General features: G+C 61.1%; 22 protein-coding genes and 2 tRNA genes. 10 read left to right on the top strand and 14 right to left on the bottom strand.

The window, feature by feature from the left end; translation table 11 throughout:
• Positions 1-27: 27 nt before the first annotated feature.
• Positions 28-1,560, top strand: a complete 1,533-nt coding sequence (locus KF885_08515; GenBank protein MBX3049200.1) for a histidine ammonia-lyase — start codon at positions 28-30, stop codon at positions 1,558-1,560.
• 116 nt (positions 1,561-1,676) lie between these two features.
• Positions 1,677-2,057: an iron-sulfur cluster insertion protein ErpA gene (erpA, locus tag KF885_08510; protein MBX3049199.1), complete on the top strand. Its 381-nt coding sequence runs from the start codon at positions 1,677-1,679 to the stop codon at positions 2,055-2,057.
• A gap of 79 nt (positions 2,058-2,136) precedes the next feature.
• Here the strand turns inward: erpA and KF885_08505 are convergent, their stop codons facing one another.
• The 7 genes from KF885_08505 to tkt form a co-directional block, all read right to left on the bottom strand.
• Positions 2,137-2,754: an SH3 domain-containing protein gene (locus KF885_08505; protein MBX3049198.1), complete on the bottom strand. Its 618-nt coding sequence runs from the start codon at positions 2,752-2,754 to the stop codon at positions 2,137-2,139.
• A gap of 54 nt (positions 2,755-2,808) precedes the next feature.
• Positions 2,809-3,297, bottom strand: a complete 489-nt coding sequence (locus tag KF885_08500; protein MBX3049197.1) for a hypothetical protein — start codon at positions 3,295-3,297, stop codon at positions 2,809-2,811.
• A gap of 36 nt (positions 3,298-3,333) precedes the next feature.
• Entirely contained in the window at positions 3,334-4,092 is a 759-nt protein-coding gene (locus KF885_08495; protein ID MBX3049196.1) for an enoyl-CoA hydratase/isomerase family protein, read from the bottom strand.
• An 89-nt stretch (positions 4,093-4,181) separates the two neighbouring features.
• Positions 4,182-6,728, bottom strand: a complete 2,547-nt coding sequence (locus tag KF885_08490) for a formylglycine-generating enzyme family protein (protein ID MBX3049195.1) — start codon at positions 6,726-6,728, stop codon at positions 4,182-4,184.
• Positions 6,729-6,863: 135 nt separating this feature from the next.
• Complete coding sequence (tal, locus tag KF885_08485) at positions 6,864-7,985, bottom strand: transaldolase (GenBank protein ID MBX3049194.1); 1,122 nt, start codon at positions 7,983-7,985, stop codon at positions 6,864-6,866.
• A gap of 3 nt (positions 7,986-7,988) precedes the next feature.
• Entirely contained in the window at positions 7,989-8,846 is an 858-nt protein-coding gene (locus tag KF885_08480; GenBank protein MBX3049193.1) for a site-specific DNA-methyltransferase, read from the bottom strand.
• A gap of 17 nt (positions 8,847-8,863) precedes the next feature.
• Positions 8,864-10,879: a transketolase gene (gene tkt, locus KF885_08475; GenBank protein ID MBX3049192.1), complete on the bottom strand. Its 2,016-nt coding sequence runs from the start codon at positions 10,877-10,879 to the stop codon at positions 8,864-8,866.
• 85 nt (positions 10,880-10,964) lie between these two features.
• Between tkt and KF885_08470 the strand changes: the two genes are divergently transcribed.
• Together KF885_08470 and KF885_08465 are read left to right on the top strand one after the other, a co-directional pair.
• Positions 10,965-11,762 (top strand): hypothetical protein, encoded by a 798-nt coding sequence (locus KF885_08470; protein MBX3049191.1) that lies wholly within the window; start codon positions 10,965-10,967, stop codon positions 11,760-11,762.
• A 2-nt stretch (positions 11,763-11,764) separates the two neighbouring features.
• Positions 11,765-12,460 (top strand): peptidase E, encoded by a 696-nt coding sequence (locus KF885_08465; GenBank protein MBX3049190.1) that lies wholly within the window; start codon positions 11,765-11,767, stop codon positions 12,458-12,460.
• Between the two features lie 54 nt (positions 12,461-12,514).
• Here the strand turns inward: KF885_08465 and KF885_08460 are convergent, their stop codons facing one another.
• The 5 genes from KF885_08460 to greA form a co-directional block, all read right to left on the bottom strand.
• A complete protein-coding gene (locus KF885_08460; protein ID MBX3049189.1) occupies positions 12,515-13,519 on the bottom strand; it encodes a PD40 domain-containing protein in 1,005 nt (334 codons plus the stop codon).
• Positions 13,495-14,010, bottom strand: a complete 516-nt coding sequence (locus tag KF885_08455) for a DUF456 domain-containing protein (protein MBX3049188.1) — start codon at positions 14,008-14,010, stop codon at positions 13,495-13,497. Before KF885_08455 ends, KF885_08460 begins: the two co-directional genes overlap by 25 nt.
• Positions 14,011-15,285, bottom strand: coding sequence for a serine--tRNA ligase (gene serS, locus KF885_08450; GenBank protein MBX3049187.1), 1,275 nt, complete (start codon positions 15,283-15,285; stop codon positions 14,011-14,013).
• 318 nt (positions 15,286-15,603) lie between these two features.
• Positions 15,604-17,148 (bottom strand): lysine--tRNA ligase, encoded by a 1,545-nt coding sequence (gene lysS, locus KF885_08445; protein ID MBX3049186.1) that lies wholly within the window; start codon positions 17,146-17,148, stop codon positions 15,604-15,606.
• Positions 17,149-17,212: 64 nt separating this feature from the next.
• Positions 17,213-17,689, bottom strand: a complete 477-nt coding sequence (gene greA / locus KF885_08440; GenBank protein ID MBX3049185.1) for a transcription elongation factor GreA — start codon at positions 17,687-17,689, stop codon at positions 17,213-17,215.
• Positions 17,690-17,876: 187 nt separating this feature from the next.
• Here greA and KF885_08435 point away from each other — a divergent pair, with 187 nt between their 5' ends.
• From KF885_08435 to KF885_08420, 4 genes are all read left to right on the top strand, one after another.
• A complete protein-coding gene (locus tag KF885_08435; protein ID MBX3049184.1) occupies positions 17,877-18,251 on the top strand; it encodes a hypothetical protein in 375 nt (124 codons plus the stop codon).
• Positions 18,252-18,284: 33 nt separating this feature from the next.
• Complete coding sequence (locus tag KF885_08430; protein MBX3049183.1) at positions 18,285-19,559, top strand: extracellular solute-binding protein; 1,275 nt, start codon at positions 18,285-18,287, stop codon at positions 19,557-19,559.
• Between the two features lie 56 nt (positions 19,560-19,615).
• A complete protein-coding gene (locus tag KF885_08425; GenBank protein MBX3049182.1) occupies positions 19,616-20,830 on the top strand; it encodes a peptidoglycan DD-metalloendopeptidase family protein in 1,215 nt (404 codons plus the stop codon).
• Positions 20,831-20,889: 59 nt separating this feature from the next.
• Positions 20,890-20,963: transfer RNA gene (locus tag KF885_08420), tRNA-Val, on the top strand.
• A 239-nt stretch (positions 20,964-21,202) separates the two neighbouring features.
• Here the strand turns inward: KF885_08420 and KF885_08415 are convergent.
• Positions 21,203-22,435, bottom strand: a complete 1,233-nt coding sequence (locus KF885_08415; GenBank protein ID MBX3049181.1) for a glycosyltransferase — start codon at positions 22,433-22,435, stop codon at positions 21,203-21,205.
• A 112-nt stretch (positions 22,436-22,547) separates the two neighbouring features.
• On the opposite strand from KF885_08415, the gene KF885_08410 reads away from it, so the two are divergent.
• A tRNA-Thr gene (locus tag KF885_08410) sits at positions 22,548-22,623 on the top strand.
• A gap of 16 nt (positions 22,624-22,639) precedes the next feature.
• Here KF885_08410 and KF885_08405 read toward each other — a convergent pair.
• A complete protein-coding gene (locus KF885_08405) occupies positions 22,640-22,873 on the bottom strand; it encodes a hypothetical protein (GenBank protein ID MBX3049180.1) in 234 nt (77 codons plus the stop codon).
• A gap of 53 nt (positions 22,874-22,926) precedes the next feature.
• Between KF885_08405 and udk the strand changes: the two genes are divergently transcribed.
• Positions 22,927-23,580 carry a uridine kinase gene (gene udk / locus KF885_08400; GenBank protein ID MBX3049179.1) on the top strand — a complete coding sequence of 218 codons (654 nt, stop codon included), beginning with the start codon at positions 22,927-22,929 and terminating at the stop codon, positions 23,578-23,580.
• Positions 23,581-23,584: the final 4 nt, after the last annotated feature.

Here is a 23,584-nt window from a genome sequence, read left to right as displayed (position 1 = left end):
AACTCATCTCTTTCCGGAGGCTCACGCATGAGCGATCTGATCATTGACGGCGAACAACTCAGCCTGGCGGACGTGCAGCGCGTCGCCACAACTCGCCATCCAGTGAGCCTGGCTCCCGATGCGCTAAAGCGCATGCAGGCCAGCCACACTTGGCTGAACGAGATCGTTGCCGCGGGCAAACCGGTTTACGGTATCAACACGGGTTTCGGCATCTTTGCCGACAAACAGATCAGCCCGGCGGACATTGCCAAGCTCAACCGCAACTTGATCCTAAGCCACGCCATGGGCACCGGGCCGGAGCTGCCCACGGAAGTCGTGCGGGCCGCCATGCTGATCAGGGCCAACACCCTGGCAGCCGGTGTCTCCGGAGCCAGACCAGAGTTGGTGCAGACACTGCTGCAAATGTTAAACAAGGGCGTGACTGCTTGCATCCCTTCGCAGGGTTCGCTGGGGTCCTCCGGCGACCTCGCGCCTCTCTCTCACCTGGCCCTAGTGATGACTACCGACGAGCATGAGCGCGAAGGCGAATCCGGCTGGGCTGAATACGAAGGCCAGCGGCTGCGCGGCGCGGTGGCCATGGCCGCCGCCGGCATCCCGCGCCTCGTGCTGGGGCCGAAAGAAGCGCTGGCGGTGACCAACGGCGCCACCTTCTCCGCCGCCCTGGCTGCGCTAACCATCCAGGTGGCTGAAACCCTGTTGGACGCGGCAGAACTCTCGGCGGCCATGTCGCTCGAGGCCGTGTTAGGTGCCTCGGCCGCCTTCGACGAGCGGCTGCACACCGCCCGTCGCCACCTGGGCCAGATCGAAGTCGCTGCCCGCATCCGCACCCTGACCGCCGGCAGCACGTTGTTGGATGCGGCGGGCCGTGTGCAAGACGTCTATTCACTGCGCTGCGCCCCGCAAGTGCAAGGCCCGGCACGCGAGACCCTGGTGTATGTGCGCGGCATCATCGAAAAAGAGATCAACGCCGCCACCGACAATCCTCTGCTGTTCGGTCCCGGCGAAAGCTTGTCCGGCGGCAACTTCCATGGCGAGCCGGTAGGCATGGCCATGGATTTCCTGGCCATCGCCTTGAGCGAAGTGGCCGCCATTTCCGAACGGCGCAGCTACCACCTGCTGGACGGTAGCCTGAGCGGCCTGCCGCCTATGCTGGTAGCCGGCGGCGCGGCCGCCGGGCTCAATTCCGGCCTGATGCTGCTGCAGTACACAGCCGCCTCGCTGGTGCTGGAGAACCAGGGCCTGGCCGCGCCGGACTCGGTGCGCTCTTTGCCCACTTCAGCAGGCAAAGAGGACCACAATGCCAACGCCATGACCGCCGCCCGCCACGCCTGGCAGGTGGCTTACAATACGGCCCAGGTGCTGGCGCTGGAACTGGCCTGCGCCGCCCGCGCCCTGGATCTGCGCTTAGCGCAAATGCCGGGCGCACAGCCGGGCCGCGGCGTGGCCACCGTGCACCAGCGCATCCGCGCCGCGGCGCCTTTCAAGGAAGATGACACGCTGTGGAGCGTCGAAGTGGATGCCATTCGTTCCCAGTTGCTGGCTGGCGAATTGACGACCTAATTCCCGTCATCTCTGTTTGACACAGGTCTTTCTTCTTTGATAGAATAGACCAGTATTCGCTGCAAGAAAGGATGAGCATACAAATGGCTCTTGCTGACGTAAAAACCGCAGATATTATGACTGAAACGATCACGCTGACCGCCTCGGCCGCGGAGGCCGTGCGTGGTTTGCTGCAACAACGCCAAGTGGAAGACCACGCTCTGCGCGTCTTCATCCAGGGCGGCGGTTGCTCCGGCTTCCAATATGGCATGGCGCTGGAACCCAGCCCGCGCGAGAATGACTTCGTGCTCGAGCAGCACGGCGTGCGCGTGGTGGTGGACGAGGTTTCGATGGGCTACCTGCGCGGCGCCAACATTGACTACGTCAATGATGTCATGGCCAGTGGTTTCAAGATCGACAACCCCAACGCCAGCTCGGCCTGCGGTTGTGGCCACTCCTTCCGCACCGACGGCCAAGACGCCCCGGAACATGCCCACGGCGCGGGCTGCGGCTGCTAAAACAGCTCACCAAGTTAATAAAAAAAGAGGACTGCATCAGCAGTCCTCTTTTTGTTTGCAAGAACGGAATTTTAGGGATCTAGCGTTCGCGTAGATAGGCCACTACCGTGGCAAACAGGCCCATCAGACCCAAGCCGGTAATGAACATGCCGATCGGAATGCCGCCCACTCGCCCGGTGGCGGCCTGTTCAAACTGCGGGATCTCCAGCGGTTCCACGGCAGTGTAGGTGGGCAGGCGCGTGGCCGGGATCTCCAAGACAAACTGGGCCGCCAGGGTCGGGTCAATCGTGGGGGTCACGCGCGGGGTCGGCGTGGAAGGCGGCTCAATGATCGGCAGGCTGATCACGTTGAACATGGTCACCAGCGGCGCAAACACCCAGCCGAGCCCAGTATCCGCAGGCGCATAGGCGACCTGGATCCAGTCGCCGCCCACTGAGCGGCCGCGGGCGGCGGCCTGCTCGCCAGGGAGCAGGATGCCGACAGCCGGGTAATCCGTGCCGGGGCCGGTGCGCACATTAATGCGCTCCTGGTCCAGATTCACGACGATGTAGGCGCCAATCGCCGTGCCGGTTACCGTTGGCACCGAAACCGTGGGCTGTTGGGCATACACGGGGCTGGCAGCAGGCCATGGGAGCCACACCAGGCCCAGCACCAAAAGCATCAAGCTTATCAGCAGACGAAATAGGAAGTTACGCATAGCAAACGCCTGATTATAACCAGCGTCTGCCTCGACCTGCCATATTCTTAGGATTTAGTAACCTCGGGCGCCGATCATCATCAGCAAAAACACCACAACCAGGATGGCCAAACCGACGCGCGGCACAATCGTCAGAAAAGTGACCAATCTCTGTTCCTGGGCTGCGTCCTTGGTGTCCAGCAAGAGGGATACTCTTGGTTCAATACGGCCCTCGACTACGAAATGAAAAGTCGCCAACAAGAGACCCAAGGCCCCGCCAACCAGGATCGGCAATCCTCTGGCAGAAGAAAAGTACGCAGACAGATTCTGCCATCCAGTCAAAGAATAATTCAGGGCCACACCGGCCAATAAGGTTGTGGATGCAGATACAGAAGCCCAACGAAAAACCCTGGGGAACACTTTCGAGACAAAGGCACTGCGTTGGTCACCCTGCAACTGACGTACATAAGGCATCAGGATGAATACGACCGTAGCCACCTCCCCCAACCAAGCGGCCCCACCCAAAATATGCAGCCAACGAAACAGATTGGTCCAATCCGGCATTCTGCGTAACCTCAGCGGGCTATCTTACTACGCGCTCTAGGGCTTGCGGTGCAAGAAGCGGCGCACGGCTTCACGCCGGAATTCGCTGTCCCACAACTGAGCAAACAAACGGCGTTCAGCATGCTTGGCCGCCAACGGACTGATCATGGCTGAGCGCAATAGGCGCTTGGCGGCTTCCACGGCCTGTTGGGGATGCCGTGCCATTTGGCCTGCCAACTCACGTGCGGCGTGCAAAGCTTCGCCGGCCGCCACCACATGCTGCACCAGGCCGATCTCCTTGGCCTCTTGGGCATTCAGCACACGTCCGGTGGCCATCAGCTCCAGCGCCATAGGGTAGCCCACCAACTGCAGTAAAAAGCGCGCCCCACCCCAGGCAGTGGTAATACCCAAACTGGCATGCACAAAACCAATATCCGCTCCGCTGGCCATCACGCGCTGGTCACAGGCCGCGGCAATCTCCGCGCCGCCCCCGCGTGCAGGGCCATTGATAGCCGCGATTGTCGGACAAGGCAAGGCTCGCAAGCGCTGCAGGGCATTGCCCATAATCACGGCCAAACGCAGGCCATCCCGTCGCCTGGTGTATTTTTCCAAAACACGTAAGTCGCCCCCTGAGACGAAGGTTTCGCCGCCGCCTGTAACGATCAGGGCGCGCAGGTCGATCGCCCTGGCGGCCCGGTCAATAAGATCAGAAAATAAGCCCATCGCTTCCCAGTCCAGGGCATTGCGCACCGCTGGGCGGTCAATGGTTAATGTGCCAATCCCCTGAGCATCGACTGAAAATTCAACACCTGACATCTTCTTGTTCCTTCCACTACCTGCTAGGGGCTTAAACACAACGAGGCGCAAGCAGTTGCGCCTCGTTGCATTCTCTCAATCTTTAGTCGCTAAGGCACACAGGCATTGCCAGTCCATGTACACCCCACAAATGCACAATTGGTTCCCGTCTGCGCAGCACAATAGGCAATCCGCGGATCGACAGTAGGTGAAGTTCCTGAATCGTCTTCACAGCGCTGTGTTTGGGGATTAAAGGTCTCGCCGCGGTCGCAAGTTTGCGTGACCGAAGGTGTCGGCGTCAGGTATGGGCACACCGGTACGGAGACCGTGTAAGTCCAGCAACCGGACTGGGTTTCACCATAAGGCAGGCAGGTCTGGCTGCGAGCATCATAATAGGTACCCAGAGCGCAGCCACATTGGGTCTGCAGACAGTAGCCCAGCTCTTCATCATAGGCGGTGCCAGCCGGGCATTCGGTCTGGCCCGTGATGCGGCTGCCCCGCGGATCACAGTAGCCCAGCCCGTAGTCAAAGCCGGTCAATGAAGGTGCGGCCACATAGCTGATCAAGCGACCCACCGGCTGTTCGTCGCCTAAACACGCGCTGCCATCCGTCCCCGGCCCAGCAGCGCAGCAATTAAGTCGTTCGCTGAACACGTAGCCAGCCGGGCAGCCGCTGCCAGGGCCATCCCCAGGCAGGCAGGCTTCGGTAAGCGGGTCGTAGCGGTAACCCGGTTGGCAACCATTCTCGCCAAGAGGCTCACACTGCTGGCTGTAGGGGTTGTAGTACGCCCCCTGACCACAGTCTGCAGTGGGGACTGTGCCCGCAGGTTCGCATTGCCCAGCCTCATTCATTACATAACCAGGCAGGCGGCAGTTATTGTTGACGAACTGGGTATTGCCATAATCCGGCACGCAGCCGCCTTCATAGCGATTGTAAATGTAGCCCTGCTGGCAGCCATTCTGGTCCAGCGGCAGGCATTCATTGGTCGCCACGGAGCGGTAGAAGCCAGGTTCACACCCCAAATTGTCACCAGTCAGCGGAGCACAGCAGTTGATCTGCGTATCAAAGTAATACCCTGCCGGGCAGCCACCCGCATCACCGCTACCAGGCTGGCAGGAGTTGCTGGCCTCGTCGTACTCAAAGCCCAACGGGCAGTCCTGCCCAGTTTCAGGCTCACAAACCTGTGAATCGGAATTGTAGATCGTTCCCGCAGGGCAGGCGCCGTCACTTGGCACACAGGCATAAGCGGCGGCACTGTAGCTCCAACCCTCGGGGCAACCTACGCCATCCGGCGTCTGCTCACACTGGCCGGTAGTCGGGTTGTAGAGGTATCCGTCGGCACAGTAATCAGGCCCGGCTGCGGTCTGGAAAGCGGCCAGCCCTTGCGAACGATGCGGCGGCTCAAAGGCATGCAGACCAGCCGGTTGGGCGGCCGGCGCGGGTTGGTAGACGACCAGCTGATCGCCAGAAGGCGGAACTGGTTGGCCGCCAAAAGCGACCAGCGCCGCGCCGCCTGCTGCCGCAGGCCCTGGGCATACCTGGACGGTTGTCAGTGTTCCTGCGGTTGGCGGGCTGCCGCTACAGATCCATTGCCCTGGATTGACGGTCGAGTCGATACAGGTGTAGACCACTCCGCCCACGGTGACGGTCTCACCACCGCCGGCGGGCTTGTTGGCTTGAATGCGGATATTGACCAATCCATTCTGAGGGCAGCCAAAACTTACGAACTCATACTCATCGCTTTGGGGAGTGGCCTGGGCTAGCGGGCCGCAGTCCGGTTCGTCACCGAAGCAGAACGGCGTATAAGTGGTCTGGCAGAAGGGAGCCTTGGCCGCTGAGGGTAAGCCAACCGGGACACAGCGGAAGCCCACATTGTTATAGGCTTCTTCGGGATCCAGCGCCATACGCTCCGCAGAGCGCAAAGCTTCCAAGCTATCTTCATAGCTGCCGCCGCGCACCACGCGCAGCTCGCCATTTTCCGGTCCACCCGGATTCATGCCGGGAGCCGTATGATAATAGTCCTCGTCATACCAATCCTGGGTCCACTCCCATACATTGCCGGCCATATCATCGGCTTCATACAAGCTCTCGCCATCAGGCCGCTGGCCGATCTTGTCGGTAAACTCCGGGTCGACAAAGCAGCCGTCCAGATTGGCCAGCGAGCACTCCGGCTCATTGTTGCCCCAGGGATAGATGTTGCCAAATTCACCGCGGGCGGTCTTTTCCCATTCGGCCTCAGTAGGCAGGCGGCTGTCGGCCCAGGTACAGAAAGCGTCGGCCTGGACCCAGGTGACACCCACGATGGGGTGATTGAGATATTCAGGATCGTTGTAGTAAGTGGAAGGACCTTCTTCGAAGATCGTGGGTTCTGTACAATCGCCAGCGGCCACACACTGTTTGTACAGTCCGTTGGTGACCTCATTACGATAGATGAAAAAACCATCCAGAAGCACGGAATGCTGCGGAAATTCGTCGTCTTCGGCCAGGGTGTCAAATTCCGGGTCACTGCCCATCACAAAGCGCCCCGCCGGTACATATACCAACAATTCCTCGATGGGAACAGGCAGCTGCTCCAGCTGGGAAGGCTCCTCACTGCCATCCGGTGTGTCCGCCTCGGTCACAGCCGGTGCGGCACAGGCAGCCAGCAAGACGGCCATAAGCAGCAATAAGCTCCACCCTAAAGCAAATCGTGAATGCTTTAGCATCAGACTCTCCTCACAGATCCGTGCAATCTACGTATCAAGACACAACGTAAACCGGGCAGAAAATGCCACACACGCCTTACGGAAAAGCTAGCCGATCGCCTTGGCGCGCTGCTCAATCGCCTCAAACAAGGTTTGTATCGCCTTGGAGAAGGCGGCCACGCCCTCGGCTTCCAGCTCAGTGGTGGCCTGGTCGAGGGAGAGGCCCAGCTCCGTCAGCTCTTGCAGGTGAGCGCGCGCCGCGTCCAGATCGGCCTCAATGCTCAACTCAGCCTTGCCATGGTGCTTCACCGCTTCCAAGGTTTGCGGCGGCAGCGTGTTGACGGTCTGCTCGCCAATTAAGGTATCCACGTAGAGCAGGTCGGGATACTCCGGATTTTTGGTGCTGGTGGAGGCCCACAGCGGCCGCTGGGCGCGGGCACCTTTCTTCTGCAGCACAGCAAACCGTTCTGAGCTGAACTGCTGCTTGAACAACTGGTAGGCCAGCCGGGCGTTGGCCACCGCGATCTTGCCCTTCAGGGCGGCGGCCTGGGCGGCGCGCGGGCCACCCTCGGCAACAATCGCATCCAGCCAGCCGTCGATCTTGCTGTCAATGCGCGAGATAAAGAAAGAAGCCACTGAAGCCTGGTGGCCGATGGGCAGATTGTTCTCGACGCGTTCCTCGAGACCGGCCAGGTAGGCTTCGATCACCTCCGCGTAGCGTTGCTGCGAAAAGATCAGCGTGATGTTGATGTTGGCTCCGGCGGCAATCGCATGCCGGATGGCCGGCACGCCTTCCGGCGTGGCCGGGATCTTGACCATCAGGTTGGGCCGGTCCACCAAGCCCCACAGGCGGGTGACCTCGGCCTGGGTGGCGGCTGTGTCGTGGGCCAGGTCTGGATGAACCTCAATGCTGACGTAACCGTCGCCGCCCCGGCTGCTCTGGTACAGCGGTAAAAACAGGTCGCAGGCTGCCTGAATGTCTTGAATGCTGAGCGCATCAAAGATCTCCGCGGTGCCGGCGCCCAGCTTGGCCAGTTCAGCCAGTTGGGCATCGTAATCGCTGGAGTTAACAATGGCGTTGTTGAAGATACTGGGGTTGGAGGTCACGCCGTAGATATCGCCGCGCTGGATCATGGCCTCCAATTCGCCATTCTCCAATAAACGGCGCTCGATATTGTCGTACCACAGGGATTGGCCCAGGGCATACAGTTTTTGCGGAACAGTGGTCATTACTTAACCTTTCAGAAATTCGGCCTCGGTAAAAAAATCCACCGGCTGGCCGTCAAAACGCGCTTTCATTACATCAATCGCTTCCGGATTAGCGTCCACCAGCAGCATGCGGCGGCCCAATTCCAAGGCTGCTGCCCCGGTGGTGCCGCTGCCGGCAAAAAAGTCCAGCACCAGTTCACCGGGGTTGGACGAGGCGGACAGAATGCGGCGCAGGATGCCCAGTGGCTTCTGCGTAGGATAGCCGGTCTTCTCTTTCCCGGTGGGACTGACGATGGTGTGCCACCAAGTGTCGGTGGGCAGCTTGCCCTTGGCAGCCTTCTCCGCCCCCACCAGGCCCGGGGCCATATAGGGGATGCGGTCGATATCGTCCAAATTGAAAGTGTAGTGCTGTTTGTCACGCACATACAGCAAAATATTGTCGTGCTTCGGCGGCCAGCGGTCCTTGGGCCGCGCGCCGTAATCATAGGCCCAAATGATCTCGTTCAAAAAGTTCTGGCGGCCAAAGATCTGATCCAACAAGACCTTGCAGTAGTGCACTTCGCGATAGTCGACATGGAAGTACAGGCTGCCATTGGCCGCCAGCACACGCTGCGCTTGGCGCAGCCGCGGCTCCAAGAACTGCAGATAATCTTCAAACTGGTCTTCAAAGGAGCGGCTGCCCAACACTGTCGTACTGTAGCGTTGACCTTGGAAACCGCTGCGATCGCCATTGGCATCCCGCTCTGTGCGCAGTTGGCTGCGTGCCTGGCGCTTGCCGGTGTTAAACGGTGGGTCAATGTAGATCAGATTGACGCAGCCGTCGGGCAACGCCTTGAGCACGGACAAGTTATCGCCGTGTACTACCCTGGCGTGGAAATCCATCGCCAAATCCGGCATGCTTAGCCCTGACCAGCCAGTAGTTTGCGCGCCTGCTTCAATACATTAGCAGTGCTAAAGCCCAACTTCTTCAAAGCTTCGTCGCCCGGGGCCGAGGCGCCGAAACGCTCCAGCGAGATGATCTCGCCCTGCGCGCCGACCCAGCGCTCCCATCCCTGGGCCACGCCCGCTTCCACCGCCAGGCGCCTGGTGACGCTGGGCGGCAGCACGCGCTCGCGGTAGCTCTTGGGCTGGGCAGCAAACAGCTCCCAGCTGGGGAAGGAGACCAGGCGCACGCGGTGGCCTTCGGCGGTCAGTTTGGCTCCAGCCTCAACGATCAGCGAAACCTCAGAACCGGTAGCCATCAAGATCATCTCCGGCACGCCCTGGCCCAGGTCGGCCAGTACATAGGCGCCTTTGTGCAGTCCGGCCGCTGAGGCATAAGTTTTGCGGTCCAGGGTGGGCAGATCCTGCCGGGTGAAGATCAGACAGGTGGGGGCGTTGCGGCGGCGGATGGCCGCCAACCAGGCTTCACGCGTCTCGTTGGCGTCCGCCGGACGGATGACGGTCATGTTGGGGATGGCGCGTAAAGCGGCCAGGTGCTCCACCGGCTGGTGAGTCGGGCCGTCTTCGCCCAGGCCGACGCTGTCATGGGTGAAGACCCAAATGCTGTGGTGCGGTGAGAGCGCCGAGAGGCGCAACGCCGGGCGCATGTAGTCGGAAAAGACCAGGAAGGTGGCCCCGAAGGCGATGATGCCCGGCGTGGTGTTGAGCCCGTTGACGACGGCGCCCATAGCATGCTCACGTACGCCGTAGTGCACGCTGCGACCCTGCGGCGTCTCCGCTGAAAAGGCCTGGGCGGAGTCGATGAAGGTTTTGGTGGAGGGATGCAGGTCTGCAGAGCCACCCAACAGATCGGGCAGCTTCTCGGCAATCGCATTCAGCACCTTGCCGGAGGAGACGCGGGTGGCCATGCCTTTGGCGTCAGCCGGGAAGACCGGCAGGTCCTTGTCCCAGCCCGCCGGCAGATCGCCCTTGATGATGCGTTCCAGTTCGGCGGCCAACTGCGGGTGCGCCCCCCGATAAGCGGCCAGATCCGCCTCCCAGGCAGCTTGTCGCTCGGCGCCTTGCTCCAGCGCGTCGCGGTACAGCTCCAGCACTTCACCGGGAACCAGGAACCAGGGTTCCTGCGGCCAACCCAGGGCGGCCTTGGCGCCATTCAACTCTTCCAAGCCGGGTGGCTCGCCATGCGCCTTTTCAGTGCCGGCGCGCTTGGGCAGGCCGTAGCCGATGATCGTGCGCACTTTGATCAGCGAAGGGCGCGGGTCGGCTTGGGCAGCCTGGATGGCCGCGTCCAGCGCGGCGACATCGTTACCGTCCGCCACTTGCGACACATGCCAACCATAGGCCTCGAAACGTTTGCCGACATCTTCGCTGAAGGCCAGGCTGGTGCTGCCATCGATCGAGATGCTGTTGTCATCGTAGAGGAAGACCAGCTTGCCCAGCTTAAGATGCCCGGCCAGCGAAGCCGCCTCGGCAGTGATGCCTTCCATCAGATCGCCGTCGGTGACGATGGCGTAAACGTAGTAATCGAACAGGGTATGCCCCGGCCGGTTGAAGCGTGCCGCCAGGTGCGCGCCACCCATGGCCATGCCGACCGCGTTGACGAAGCCCTGGCCCAGCGGGCCGGTGCTGGTTTCCACGCCGGGGGTCAGCCAATATTCCGGATGGCCGGGCGTCTTGCTCTCCCACTGGCGGAACTGTTTGATGTCCTCCAGCGAAAGGTCATAGCCGGTCAGATGCAGTAGGGAGTACAGCAGCATGGAGCCATGCCCGCCCGAGAGCACAAAGCGATCCCGGCCCGCCCAAGCCGGATTCTTGGGGTTGTGGCGCAGGTGCTGGGTCCACAGGGTATAGGCCACCGCCGCGTTGCCCATGGGCAAGCCAGGGTGGCCGGAATTGGCGGTTTGAATGGCGTCGGCAGACAGGAACCGCAGGGTGTTGATGGCTTTTTGTTCGAGCTCCGCGTTGGGGCGCATGTGCTTGTACTCCTAGCAAACTACAGGTGATGGCGGTATTGTACCGTAGGGGCTCGACCCCAATTTTTGCCTGTATACTAGGGCCGTGGCCAGCAAAAGTACCTTTCCGAAACTGACTCCCTGGGACGAAACGCGTGAAACTTTGCACGCCTATGCGCGTGTCTTGGGGGCCATTCGGGCCGCTTTTACGCCAGAGCTGCCACGCGATGAGCACGGCAGCCTGCGGCTGTATACCTCAGGGCTAACCACCACGCCGATCCCCCACCCGCTCAACACCAGCCGCAATTTCTCGCTGAGCCTGGACCTGCGCAACCACTATGTCTTGTTCAGCACCAGTGAAGGCGATGTGCACCAATGGCGCATCAGCGAAGGGTTGAGCGCCACAAAACTGGGCGAGCAGATCATTGCCAAATTGGCCGAGATGGACGTGCACGGCAAGATCAACCAGCGCAAATTCGCCAGCGACCGGCCCAACAACTACGCTTTTGATGAGGCCGAACGCTATTTCGGCATCCTCAGCCAGGTGGGCCGTTTGTTTGAAAATCTAAGTGAAGCGCTGCCCGGAGAGAAGTCCCCCGTGCTGGTGTGGCCCAAGCTTTTCGACCTGTCGTTCGCCTTGTTGGGAACCAGCCCGGACAGCCAAATTCTCTTCGGCTTCAGTCCGGCCGGCGCAGGGATAGACGGCGCTTATTTCTTCGTCAGCCCGGCGCCCTTCCAGCAAGATCTGCTGCAACAAACCCTCCCAACCGGCGCCCGCTGGCACACCAGCGGCTGGCAAGGCGCTCTGCTGCCTTATGCTGAAGTGGCAGACAAAGCCGATACTGCCAAGCGCATCCAAGACTTCCTGCAGGGCGCCTACCAACTGCAAAAATCCATCCTCTGAGCATGAAGCAGATCATCGCCATGGGCGGCGGCCGTTTTTCCAATGGTGAGCACAACGCCCTGCTGGAAGACTACGTGCTGGCCGCCAGCGGCGTCAACAACCCCTCGATCTGCTTCCTGCCCACCGCCAGCGGCGATGCGCCAGACTATATCGTCAGTTTCTATTCCGCCTTCAGCCAGCACAACTGCCGCCCCAGCCACCTGCCTCTGATCCAGCCCACTGTGGCGAACTTGGAAGCCGAAATCGCCAAGCACGACATCCTGCTGATCGGCGGCGGCAACACCAAGAACATGCTGGCCTTATGGCGCGGCTGGGGATTGGATGCGCTGATCTGGGATGCCTACCAGCGCGGCACACTCCTGGCGGGTTGGAGCGCTGGAGCGATCTGCTGGTTTGAACAAGGCGTGACCGACTCGATCCCCGGCAAACTGACCGCGCTGGATTGCCTGGGGATACTGCCCGGGTCCTGCTGCCCACACTACGATGGCGAGCGCGCCCGGCGAGCGGCCTATCAACGACTGATCAAGAAAGAGGGCATGCCGGCGGGCATCGCTCTGGATGATGCCACCGCAGCGCACTATGTGGATGGCAAACTGTACCGGCTGGTGGGCGCGCGGCCGGGGGCGGCAGCCTATCAGGTGGAGATGCAAGACGGCCAGGTGGTGGAAACCCGACTAGCTGCCGATTATTTGGGTTAACTGCCGGCCGACAAGCGATTGCCGGTGTTGTGGATGTTGTCGGTATTGTAAGTTTTAGGGTCCCCAGCGCGGCTGCCAATCACAGATGTCGTTATCGGTCAGCCGGCGCAGGTCAGTGCCATCCACGCGCATGATGTAAATTTCACAGCCCAGATTCTGGTTGGGATGATCACGATAGGACATGAAGGTGATCCACTGCCCGTCCGGTGAAAAGCTGGGCGCCAGGTTGTTAAAGCCATCCGTCAGCTGGCGCACATTTTCGCCATTCAAGTCAAAAGTATAGATATCACGGTCCCAGGGGGTGCCAATGTAGGTTGAGAGCAAGCCCTGCGGCGACCAGTCATTGCGCCCGCGGATGCCGCTAAGGCTGGTGACCTGGCGCGGCGCACTGCCATCCGCATTGACCACCACCAACTGCGGCAGCCCATCCACCTGTGAAGCGAACAAGATCTGGGTGCCGTCCGGCGACCAAACCGGGTCCCAGGCGCCGCCGGAGCGCTGCGTGATCTGCGTGGGGTTGCTGCCGTCGCGGGCCGCAATCCACAGATTGTGGCTCTGCGGATAGCTCTGCCCAATGCGCTCGCCATAGAAGACTATATAAGCATTATCCGGCGAGGCTTCCGGCGCATACAGCCGGTGGTTGGCCACCTGGGTCAGTTGGCGCACCTGATCGGTGTTGAGGTCGTACTCGTAGACTTGGTATGGACCATTGCGGCTTGAGACAAACAGCACGGCCTGCCCATCCGGGGTGATCGAAGGAAAGAAGTCGTCATACTCGCCGCCCGGGGTCAGCACGCGCTGGCCGCTGCCGTCAGCCTGCGCCAGGCAGATCTGGTTGCGCTCGCTGCGCCGGCTGTACTGGCAAACATAGACGATCTTCCCAGACGGGCCGGTCTCGGCCCCTGGCTGAGGGCTGGGTGGCGCGGTAGGGCTGACCAGCGGGCGCGCGGTCAGCGTGGCTGACATGGCGGTCTGCACCGGGTTGCCGCTATCGGCTGCCGGCGTGCAGGCTGCCAGCAGCCAGGCAAGCAGAATTAGGAAAAGACGCCGTCTGCCCATAGCACCCAACCCAGCCACAAGGCAATCACCAGCAGACCCAAAAGGAAGCGGGCCACAAAGGACCAGCCCCAGCCAACCAACAGGCTGCGCGTGATCTGCAAGGCATGCCTGGTGTCCTTCCAACGCAGGCGCTCCACAACGAACAGAGCCAGCGGCGAGCCAATCAGGCCGCCAAAGGGCGGCAGCAGCACCGTGCCGACAATGCCGCCGATGAAGGCAAAAGCCAGTCCCCACCAGGAGGCGCCTTCCTTACGAGCAGTGCTGGCCATCAGCAGGTCGTCGACCAGAAAGCCCACTAGGGTCAGCAGGCTGATCAACAAAAAGAAGCCCCAACCCAGGCCGTAAATGCCTTCGATCAGGGCGTAGACGAGCGCCGCCAACCAAATCACGAAACCGCCGGGGAAGATGGGGATGACCATGCCGAACAAGCCCACCAGCATGGCGCCAAACACCAGCAGGCGCGCCACTTCGGCGAAAAGGTCGCCTATCACCTAAGCCTCCGGGCGGATCACATCCACGCCGCCCATCCAGGGCCGCAGCACCTCCGGCACGCGAATGGTGCCGTCCGCCTGCTGGTTGTTCTCCATCACGGCGATCAAGGTGCGCGGCAGGCCCAAACCGGAACCGTTGATGGTGTGCACAAAGCGCGTGCCTTTTTCGCCCTGTGGGCGATAGCGAATGCCTGCCCGACGGCCCTGGAAGTCACCGACCAGAGAAATGGACGAAACTTCCAGCCATTCCTGGCAGCCCGCAGCCCAGACTTCGATGTCGTAGCTGATGTGGGCGCCTTCACTAATGTCGCCGGCGGCCTTGAACAGCAGGCGGTACGGCAGGCCCAGCTCCTGGCAAGTGGCCTCAGCATCGGCAATCATGGCCTCGAACTCGGCCTGCGATTCCTCAGGCCGGGTGAATTTGTACATCTCGACTTTGTCGAACTGGTGGCCGCGTTTGATGCCGCGCACATCGCGGCCGGCGCTCATCTTCTCGCGGCGGAAGCACGGCGAGTAAGCTGTGTAACGCAGGGGCAGACGGGCTTCGTCCAAGATCTCGCCCATATGCAAACCGGTCAGCGAAACTTCGGCGGTGGGCAGCAAATACAGTTCTTCCTCGTAGTCTTTGTATAGGTTGTCTTTGAACTTCGGCAGCTGTCCAGCGCCAAAGACAGTCTCTGGGCGCACCAGGAACGGCGTGTATTTTTCGGTGTAGCCCTGGCGAATGTGCAGGTCCAGCATCCAGGCGATGAGGGCGCGCTGCAGCCGGGCGCCGGCGCCGCTGAGCACGTAAAAACGCGAGCCAGTCAGGTTGGCGCCCTGCTCGAAGTTGATCAGGCCCAGCTGCGGCCCCAGGTCCCAGTGCGGCTGGGGTTCAAAGTTAAAGTCGGGTTTATCCCCCCACTCCTTGATTACCTGATTGTTCGCTTCGCCACCGGCAGGCACGTTGTCGAAGGGCACATTGGGCAGGCGCGCCATCAGGTCGCTGTACTCAGCGTCCACCGCCGCCAGCTCGCCATCCAATGCGGCGATCTGGTCGCCCAGGCCGCGGGTAGCGGCAATCCTTTCCTCGCGCGCCGCAGCATCCTTCATGGTGCCGATCTCTTTAGAGGCGGCGTTGCGCTGCGCTTTGAGCGTCTCCACCTCCACCAACAGGGCGCGGCGGCGCTCATCCAATGCCAGCACGCGGTCCACCACGGCGGTGTCCATTTCGCGCTTGCGCAAGCCCTCACGCAGCCAATCCGGCTGCTTACGGATCAGTTCAATATCCAGCATGTCTCCTCCGAAAATACAAAACGCCCCTCGTCTTGCAGGACGAGGGGCGCTCGTGGTGCCACCTGCATTCGTATAACAACCCAGGATCTGGAGCCGCAGGCTCTAGAAACGCCTGGTTGTATACCTCTTCTCGCGCTATCGGGCGAACCCGGCTCCCTTATGTTGCCGAAGAAGTCGGAAACTCTGCGGGAGCGCCCTGCCTTGCGGCGGCGAAGTGGAAAGCTTCGCGCGGGGCTGTTGTGATTATACAACACCGTGTCATTGCGAGGAGCACACCCAGCCGCAGGCTGGGCAGCGAACGAAGTAATGACACGCTCTTTATTCTTCCCGCTTCCTTAGATGCGGGAACAAGATTACTTCGCGAATGTTGGGCTGGTCGGTGAACAGCATGGTGAGCCGGTCGATGCCCATGCCGAAACCGCCGTTGGGCGGCATGCCGTAGCGCATGGCGCGCAGGTAATCTTCGTCCAGCGGGTGGCGGTCTTCATCTTCATCGCCCATGGTACGGCCCATCTCCTCAAAGCGGGCCAGCTGATCCAGCGGGTCATTGAGTTCGCTAAAGGCATTGCACAACTCAAAACCAGCTACATAGCCCTCAAAGCGCTCCACGGTTTGCGGGTCACCCGGGCTGCTCTTGGCCAGCGGTGAGATCTCGCGCGGGTAATCGTACAAAAAGCTGGGCTGGATCAGGTGGGGCTCCACATGGTCGCCCACCAGGCTCTCGATCAGCTTGCCGCGGTTGGCGTTGGGCGAGACGTAGTATTGCTTGGCCAGCATGGCCTGCGCCAGGCTGGCCGCGTCCGGGTGCTGGTCCAGGTCAATGCCGGCGTATTGACGCACGGCATCGGCAATCGTGATGCGCGGCCACTCCCGGCCCAGGTCGATCTCGTGACCCTGATAGCTCAGCTTGGTGCCGCCCAGAACCTGCTGGGCCGTGAAGCGCAGCATCTCCTCTGTGAACTCCATCACGCGCTGGTAGTCGGCGTAAGCCATATAAAACTCCAGCATCGTGAATTCAGGGTTGTGCTTGCGGCTTACGCCTTCGTTGCGGAAGTCGCGGCCGATCTCGTAGACGCGCTCAAAGCCACCAACCAGCAGGCGCTTGAGGTAAAGCTCAAATGAAATCCGCAGGTAGAGATCCTGCTTGAGCTGGTTGTGCTCAGTGACAAACGGCCGGGCAGCCGCGCCGCCATATACCGGCTGCAGCACCGGGGTCTCGACTTCCAAAAAGTCATGGCTGTCCAGGAACTCGCGCAGCGCCCGAGTGATGGCGGCGCGCAGGCGAAAGACCTCGCGTACCTGCGGGTTGACCGCCAGGTCGGCGTAGCGCTGGCGGAAGCGCGTCTCCGGGTCGGAGAGCGTGGCATGCCGCACGACTTCGCCGTCTACGACTTCGTCCTTGGCGGCCGGCAGCGGGGTGATCGCCTTGGCGATCATGTGGAAGGCAACCACATTCAGACTGACTTCACCTGCCCGAGTGCGGAACAGCTCTCCACTGGCTTGCACGTAGTCGCCCAGGTCATAGTATTCCCGAAAGGCGTCCATTTGCTCCGCGCCGAGCGTGTCGGCACGCAGGAAGAGCTGCAGGCGGCCGTAGCCATCCTCGATATGGGCGAAGATCAGCTTGCCCATCTGGCGGATGGAACGGATGCGGCCCACCAGCGCGGCCTGAACCGGCGCGGCATCAGCCTGGCTTTCACTGGCTTCAAAGACCGCCAGAGCTTGCTGCGTGGTGTGGCTGCGCTGCACACGCGCCGGGAAGGGGTCCAGGCCTTGCTGCTGCAATGCCGCCAGCTTGTTCAGGCGGGTACGTTCAATTTCAGAATACTGTTGGTCAGTCATTGGTTGTCCTTCGTGAAGCATTATAAAGAAAAAAGACCCGCACACTGGTTCAGGTGCGGGTCTTTTATCGTGAGAAGCGGAAAAGTTACTCGAGGTTCACGATCTTGACAGAAAACTCACCTGAGGGGGCTTGGATATCGGCTTTGTCGCCCACTTTTTTGCCCAGCAGGGCACGGCCCAGCGGGGATTCGTGGGAAATCTTGCCTTCGCGCGGGTTGGCTTCCGCCGCGCCGACGATCAGGTACTCTTCGGGTTTGTGGCGACCTTGCTGCACAGTCACGCGTGAGCCGATCTCCACCAGTTCGCTTTTGGCTTTGCCCTTGCGCTCTTCGATCAAGGTCGCATTGGCCAGAATGATCTCCAGCTCCTTAATGCGTCCTTCGACAAAGGATTGCTCATTCTTGGCGGCCTCGAACTCGGGGTCCTCCACAAACTCGCCCAGGCTGTTTTCGGCGGCCTCACGCAAACGCTCGGCGATCTCCTTACGACGTACATCCCGCAGGTGATCGAGCTCATCTTGCAGCTTCTTAAAGCCGTCTTTGGTTAGATACTCTGTTGACATAGACCCTTATTATGTAGAGGGCGCTCCATAAAAAAATTTGCTGTAAGCGGGCAACCCTCTATCACCTCGCAAACAGCCCGACTACTATAGCATATCTGCAAGCCAAAATCAAGAACGATTGTTCTACCCTTGAGGGGCGAACGCAGGCCGGCTTGCTCCTGGCTGGTGTGGATGTTACACTCGCCAGGTGGAATTGTTTTCGCAGTCTGACCCTCAAAAACGACAACGCCTGCGTTTTGTTCTGGCCATAATCGCTTTGGCTACGCTGCCCTGCTACCTGACCGGCTATGTGGCCGCCCAGTGGCGTCTGGGTCAAGCCCCCACGCCCACGGTAACCGCCACAGCCACGGAGACTACCACAGCCACCAGCACGCCCACCCACACCTTGACGGAGACGCACACTCCGACCGCCACGCACACGATCACGGCCTCCAGCACGGTCACGGCCACGCACAGTTCCACGCCGACCTCCACGCACACTCCCACACCTACCCTGGAGCCCACGGCCACCAGCCTGCCCAGCGATACACCCATGCCCACACAGACGCCAGACGGCGGCTAGTGGCTGCTGACCCAACGCGATACAATCAAAATGATGTTCAAGAAGCCATTCGGCGGCCTGTTGGCCTTGTGCGTGTTGCTGGCCGCCTGCGCCCCGTTAGCTGCCCGGCCGACCTCCGGCACTGAGCCCGTCTCAACCATACAGGCGGCGGAGCAGGCCACACCGCAGGGCACCTCCACCAACTCTTCCGGCGCCACAGTGCTGACCGTGTGGCTGCCACCGCGCTTTGACCCCAACGCCGGCACTCTGGCCGCCAACATGCTGCAAGACCGGCTGGACGAGTTCAGCAGCCAGAACCAGCAGATTCGGCTGGAAGTGCGCGTTAAAGCCCAGGAGGGCCAGGGCCGCCTGCTGGATGCGCTGCTGGCCGCCAAGGCCGCCGCGCCGCTGGCCCAACCCGACGTAGTATTGCTGCCACACAACCAGCTGGGCGAAGCGGTGTCCAACCAAGCCTTGCTGCCTCTGATGTCGCTGACAGGCAGCCTGGATACGGAGGACTGGTATCCTTTTGCCGCCCAGATGGGCAAAGTGGATGGGCAAACCTATGCCCTGCCCTTTGCAGCAGACGCCCTAATCATGGTCTATCGCCCGGCGGCCATTGAGCAGATCCCCAAGACTTGGGATGACCTGCTGGGCGGCCAATACGCACTGGGCTTCTCAGCGGCTGACCCGCGGGCCAATTTTGCCTGGCATCAAATCCTTTCACTACCCGGTGTCGATCCAACCGACAGCCAAGAGATCCGCTCAGAAGACCTGCTCAGCATGGTGGACTTCCTAGCCAACGGTAGTGAACGCGGCTTGTTTCCCTTCTGGCTGACGCAATACGAGACTTCCGAACAGAGCTGGGGCGCATTTAATGAAGGCCGCGTCCCGGCGTTGGCGACTTGGAGCAGCTTGGCCTTTGACAGCCGCAATGTGGACATCCACGCCACTCCCTTGCCCACAGCAGACGGCCGTGACTTTGCTGTCCTGCGCGGCTGGGTCTGGGCTATCTCCACCGCGCAGACCGACCATTTGGACCCGGCCACCAAGCTGATCGACTTCCTCACTCAGCCGGAGTTCATGGCCCAATGGACGGCCGCCGCAGGCCTGCTGCCGCCGCGGCAAAGCTCGCTGGCCGCCTGGTCGCCCGACGCACGCCAGGTGCTGGCCAGCCAGATCGTGCACAACGCCGTGGCCCTGCCGCAGCTGAGGGCGACAGACTCCTTGGGGAGCGCCCTGAGCCAGGCCACTGTGGGTTTGCTCAAGCAGGAACTCACTCCAGGAGAAGCCATGGCTTTGCTGGAAGAAGAACTTTCCGAGCCTTAATCTGCCTATATTGACGCTGCGCAAAGCCAAGTGATACACTCGCCCGCGGTATTCGCATGACGGAAACAAACCAGCCCACTCCCCAATCCGAGCAAGACAGTTCCTCACAGACTCCCGCCAGCCGAATTGACGCCCTGCTGGCCCGGCTGACCGGGAACCGCATTCCCCTGACATGGGCGCGCTATGGCGGCATTGCCGTCTTGCTGGTCTTCGCCCTGGTGATCGTGGGGTTGATGCGCAACTTCACATCAGGCATGCAGCAACTGCGACAGGAAGAGCTGCGCGCCACGGCGCAGGCGATGGCTGACGCACAAATTGAGGCCGTCACCGGCGGCGAAGCCAGCGCACTGATGCCCTCGCTCGGCGGGGCCAGTTCCCCCTTCAACCTGGGCATCCACCGCCGAACCCAGCCAGACACGATCATCCCCAGCCGGGCGCGTATCGATATTCAAACGTATACCGTGGCGCAGGGCGACTCACTCTTCGCTATTGCGGAGCGCTTTGGCGTAAAAGCCGAGAGCATTCTGTGGTTCAACTTCAGCGTGCTGCAAGACAACCCCAACTTTGTGGAAATTGGGCAGGAACTGCGCATCCCCCCTGTAGATGGCGTGCTGCACGTCTACCGTACTGGGGAAAACATCGAGTCGATCATTGACCAGTACAGTTACAGCACCGACCCCAGTGTAGAGGACGTGCTGGACTGGCCGGGCAACCGCCTGGACCCCTACGAGACCGACCCCAATAACCCCGGCCTGGCCGATGGAGCTCTGCTGGTGATCCCCAACGGCTCACGCGAACTGCGTGACTGGGGCCCGCCAGCCATCAGCCGCGACAACCCGGCCGTGGCCGCTTACTACGGCCCCGGCGCCTGCGGCGCCATCGGCGCCGGCGCGATCGGCACGGGCTCCTTCGTCTGGCCTACCTCCGTGCGCCAGCTCTCCGGCTACGACTACAACCCACCCCTGCACCCGGCCATCGACATCGCCGGCGCTGAGGGCAACCCGATCTATGCCACCGACGGCGGCGTAGTGGTGTACGCCGGTTGGAGTAACACCGGCTACGGCAACCTGCTGGTGATCGACCACGGCACTGGCTGGCAGTCGGCCTACGCCCATATGAATTCCGTGGCCGTGACCTGTGGCCAGAACGTGGGCCAGGGCGAATATGTGGGCACCCTGGGCAGCACCGGCAACTCCTCCGGCCCTCACTTGCATTTCGAATTGCTCAGCTTTAGCTTCGGTAAAGTCAACCCCTGGAGCTTCCTCCAGTAAATTCCGGTTTGCCTTGCCCGCTTTTGAGGCAGGTGCTATAATCCCGGCTCGCAAGATAAGGGCGCGTAGCTCAGCTGGTTAGAGCGCACGGTTCACATCCGTGAGGTCGAGGGTTCGAGTCCCCCCGCGCCCACAAAAACAAGAAGCTCGCCGCTAGGTGAGCTTCTTTGTTTAGGTCACATCCGAGAGGTGGCTTGCCAGCCAGGGTTCGTGTCCCCCGCGCCCACAAAACAAGAAGCTCGCCGCTAGGTGAGCTTCTTTGTTTAGGTCACATCCAGAGAGGTGGCTTGCCAGCCAGGGTTCGAGTTCCCCGCGCCCACCACAACAAAAGCCACAAAAAACAAAAGACCCCCATCAGGTGGTCTTGTTACCCTAAGCAGACTGTTCTGCCCGCATGCGGCGGTATAGCTCCTCGATCCGCTGGGCCATCGCCTGCCACGAGTAGTCTTCGGCTTCCCGCCGGGCCGCCTGCCCCAGACGGGCCAGCAGCGGCGGTTCGTTTAGCAGCTCGGCCAGCCGGCTGGCCAGTTCCATGCTGTGCCCTTCGCGCACATGAAAGCCTGTGATGCCGTCGTGCACCAGGTAAGCCAGGCCGCCCACCCGGCTGGCCACTACCGGGCGACCGCAGGCCATCGCCTCCAGCGCCACCATGCCAAACGACTCGGAGTAAGACGGCATCACCACCACATCCGCCGCAGCGTAATAGCTGGGTAGGTCCTCCTGGCTGCGGCTCCCGAGAAATTCGATCTGGTCTTGCACGCCCAGCTCACGCGCCAGGCTGCGCAGCCGCGACATCTCGCTGCCCATCAATTCCAGGTCTTCTTCCACGTCCCCGCCCACGATCCAGACCCGGAAATACGTGCACGCCGGACCTTCGGCAGCCAATAGATGCGCGGCGCGGATCAAGGTGTCAATGCCTTTGAGCGCCTCGATGCGGCCCACAAACAGCAGCAGCGCTTCGTCCTGGGCGGCGCTCAACCGGCGGCGGGCGGCGGCCTTGTCCATCGGCTGGAAGTGCTGCAAATCCACACCCGGAGGGATCACGCCGATCTGGGCGCTGCGCACCTCATACAGCCATTGCAGCTCTGCCTGCTCGGCCGGCGTGGCCGCCACAACCTGGTCGGCGGCCGCCAGCGCCCGGCGCTCGCCGCGAATGCGCGCGTCGCTCTCGCGTTCGCCCAAGGCGGTGATGCGATTTTTCACCAGGCCCAGCGTGTGGAACATCAGCGCCATAGGTACGCCCCAGGCCGCCTTCAGCTGTGCGCCCACTAAGCCAGACATCCAGTAATGCGCGTGGATCACATCGTAGCGGCGGTCCTGCTCACCCGCAAAGGCCAGCAGGTTCTCAGCAAACTCGGGGATGTAGTCCGCCAGCCGATTCTTTTCGACTTCGCTTGCCGGGCCAGCCGGCAGGCTCAGCAGCCTGGCCCTCGGGGCGAAGCGCTGTTCTTCGAACCGGCTGCCACGCGTGAACACATCCACTTCATGCCCTAGCGCCGCCAGATGCGTGCTCAGTTCGCGCACATACACATTCATGCCCCCACTGTGTTTGCCGCCCAAGACGGCCAGCGGGCTGGTGTGATACGAAAGCATACAAATTTTCAATGCGGTGTCTCTCGGAGCCTAATGAGTTCCTGGCTGGATCGCTCTCTTGTAGCATACATGTCCAACAGTTATAATCTCGCCTCACGCCTCACATTATGCGTCAGGCGTGCCAGCCACCGTAGCTCAGTTGGCAGAGCAGTCGCTTCGTAAGCGACGGGTCATGGGTTCGAGTCCCATCGGTGGCTCCACACACGAAGCCGGTTCTCACTGGCTTTTCTTTTTAACTTCTTCCATGCGTTTCAAGATGTGTTCACGCACATCCAGATAGGCATCGCTCAGTTCCATGCGATGGGCGCTGAAGAACAGCACCAGCGGCAAATGGTATTTGCCCTCCAGCCAGGCCAGGGCCTGGCCTGCATCGCCGCCACCCTGCTTTAGCGCTCGGTTCAGCAGGCGAGCAAACTCCCGGCTGTAGACTTCACGGTCGTAACTGGGCATCGCGACCGATTATACAGGCCAGTCCCGCCGCGGGCATCCTTTATAATGGCGGCATGTCCGCCGCTCCCACTCCCCTCGTCATCGGCATTGCTGGCGGCAGCGGTTCCGGCAAAAGCACGGTTTCACAAAGCATCTTGCAGCGCGCCGGCCCGGAATTGGTGGCCTACATCCAACACGATTCGTACTACAAAGACCTGGGTGACCTGCCCCCTACCCAACGCGCAGCAATCAACTTCGACCATCCCAATTCACTGGAAACCGAGATGATGGTCGAGCATGTCACCCAATTGCGCGCCGGTAATTCCATAGAAGTCCCGTCCTACGACTTCACTACTCATAGGCGCAAGCCGGAAACCCAGCGACTGGACCCGCGCCCCATCATTCTGGTGGAGGGTATCCTGCTCTTCACCGACCCGAACATGCGCGAGTTATGCGACCTCAAGCTGTTTGTGGATACGGACGCCGACATCCGCTTCATCCGCCGTTTGCAGCGTGATATTGAAGAGCGCGGCCGCACCACCGAATCGGTCATCAAGCAATACCAGGCCACGGTACGCCCCATGCACCTGGAATTTGTAGAGCCTTCCAAACGTTACGCCGACCTGATCATTCCCGAAGGCGGCTACAATCAAGTCGCCATGGACGTATTCATGGCCCGTATTCAGGCCAAGGTACGTGAATACCAAACCCACTCGCCGAAAGGATAAGCAC

Source organism: Anaerolineales bacterium (genome assembly GCA_019637805.1).
Lineage (GTDB): Bacteria > Chloroflexota > Anaerolineae > Anaerolineales > UBA11579 > JAMCZK01.
This window is presented reverse-complemented; position numbering and strand designations above follow the sequence as displayed.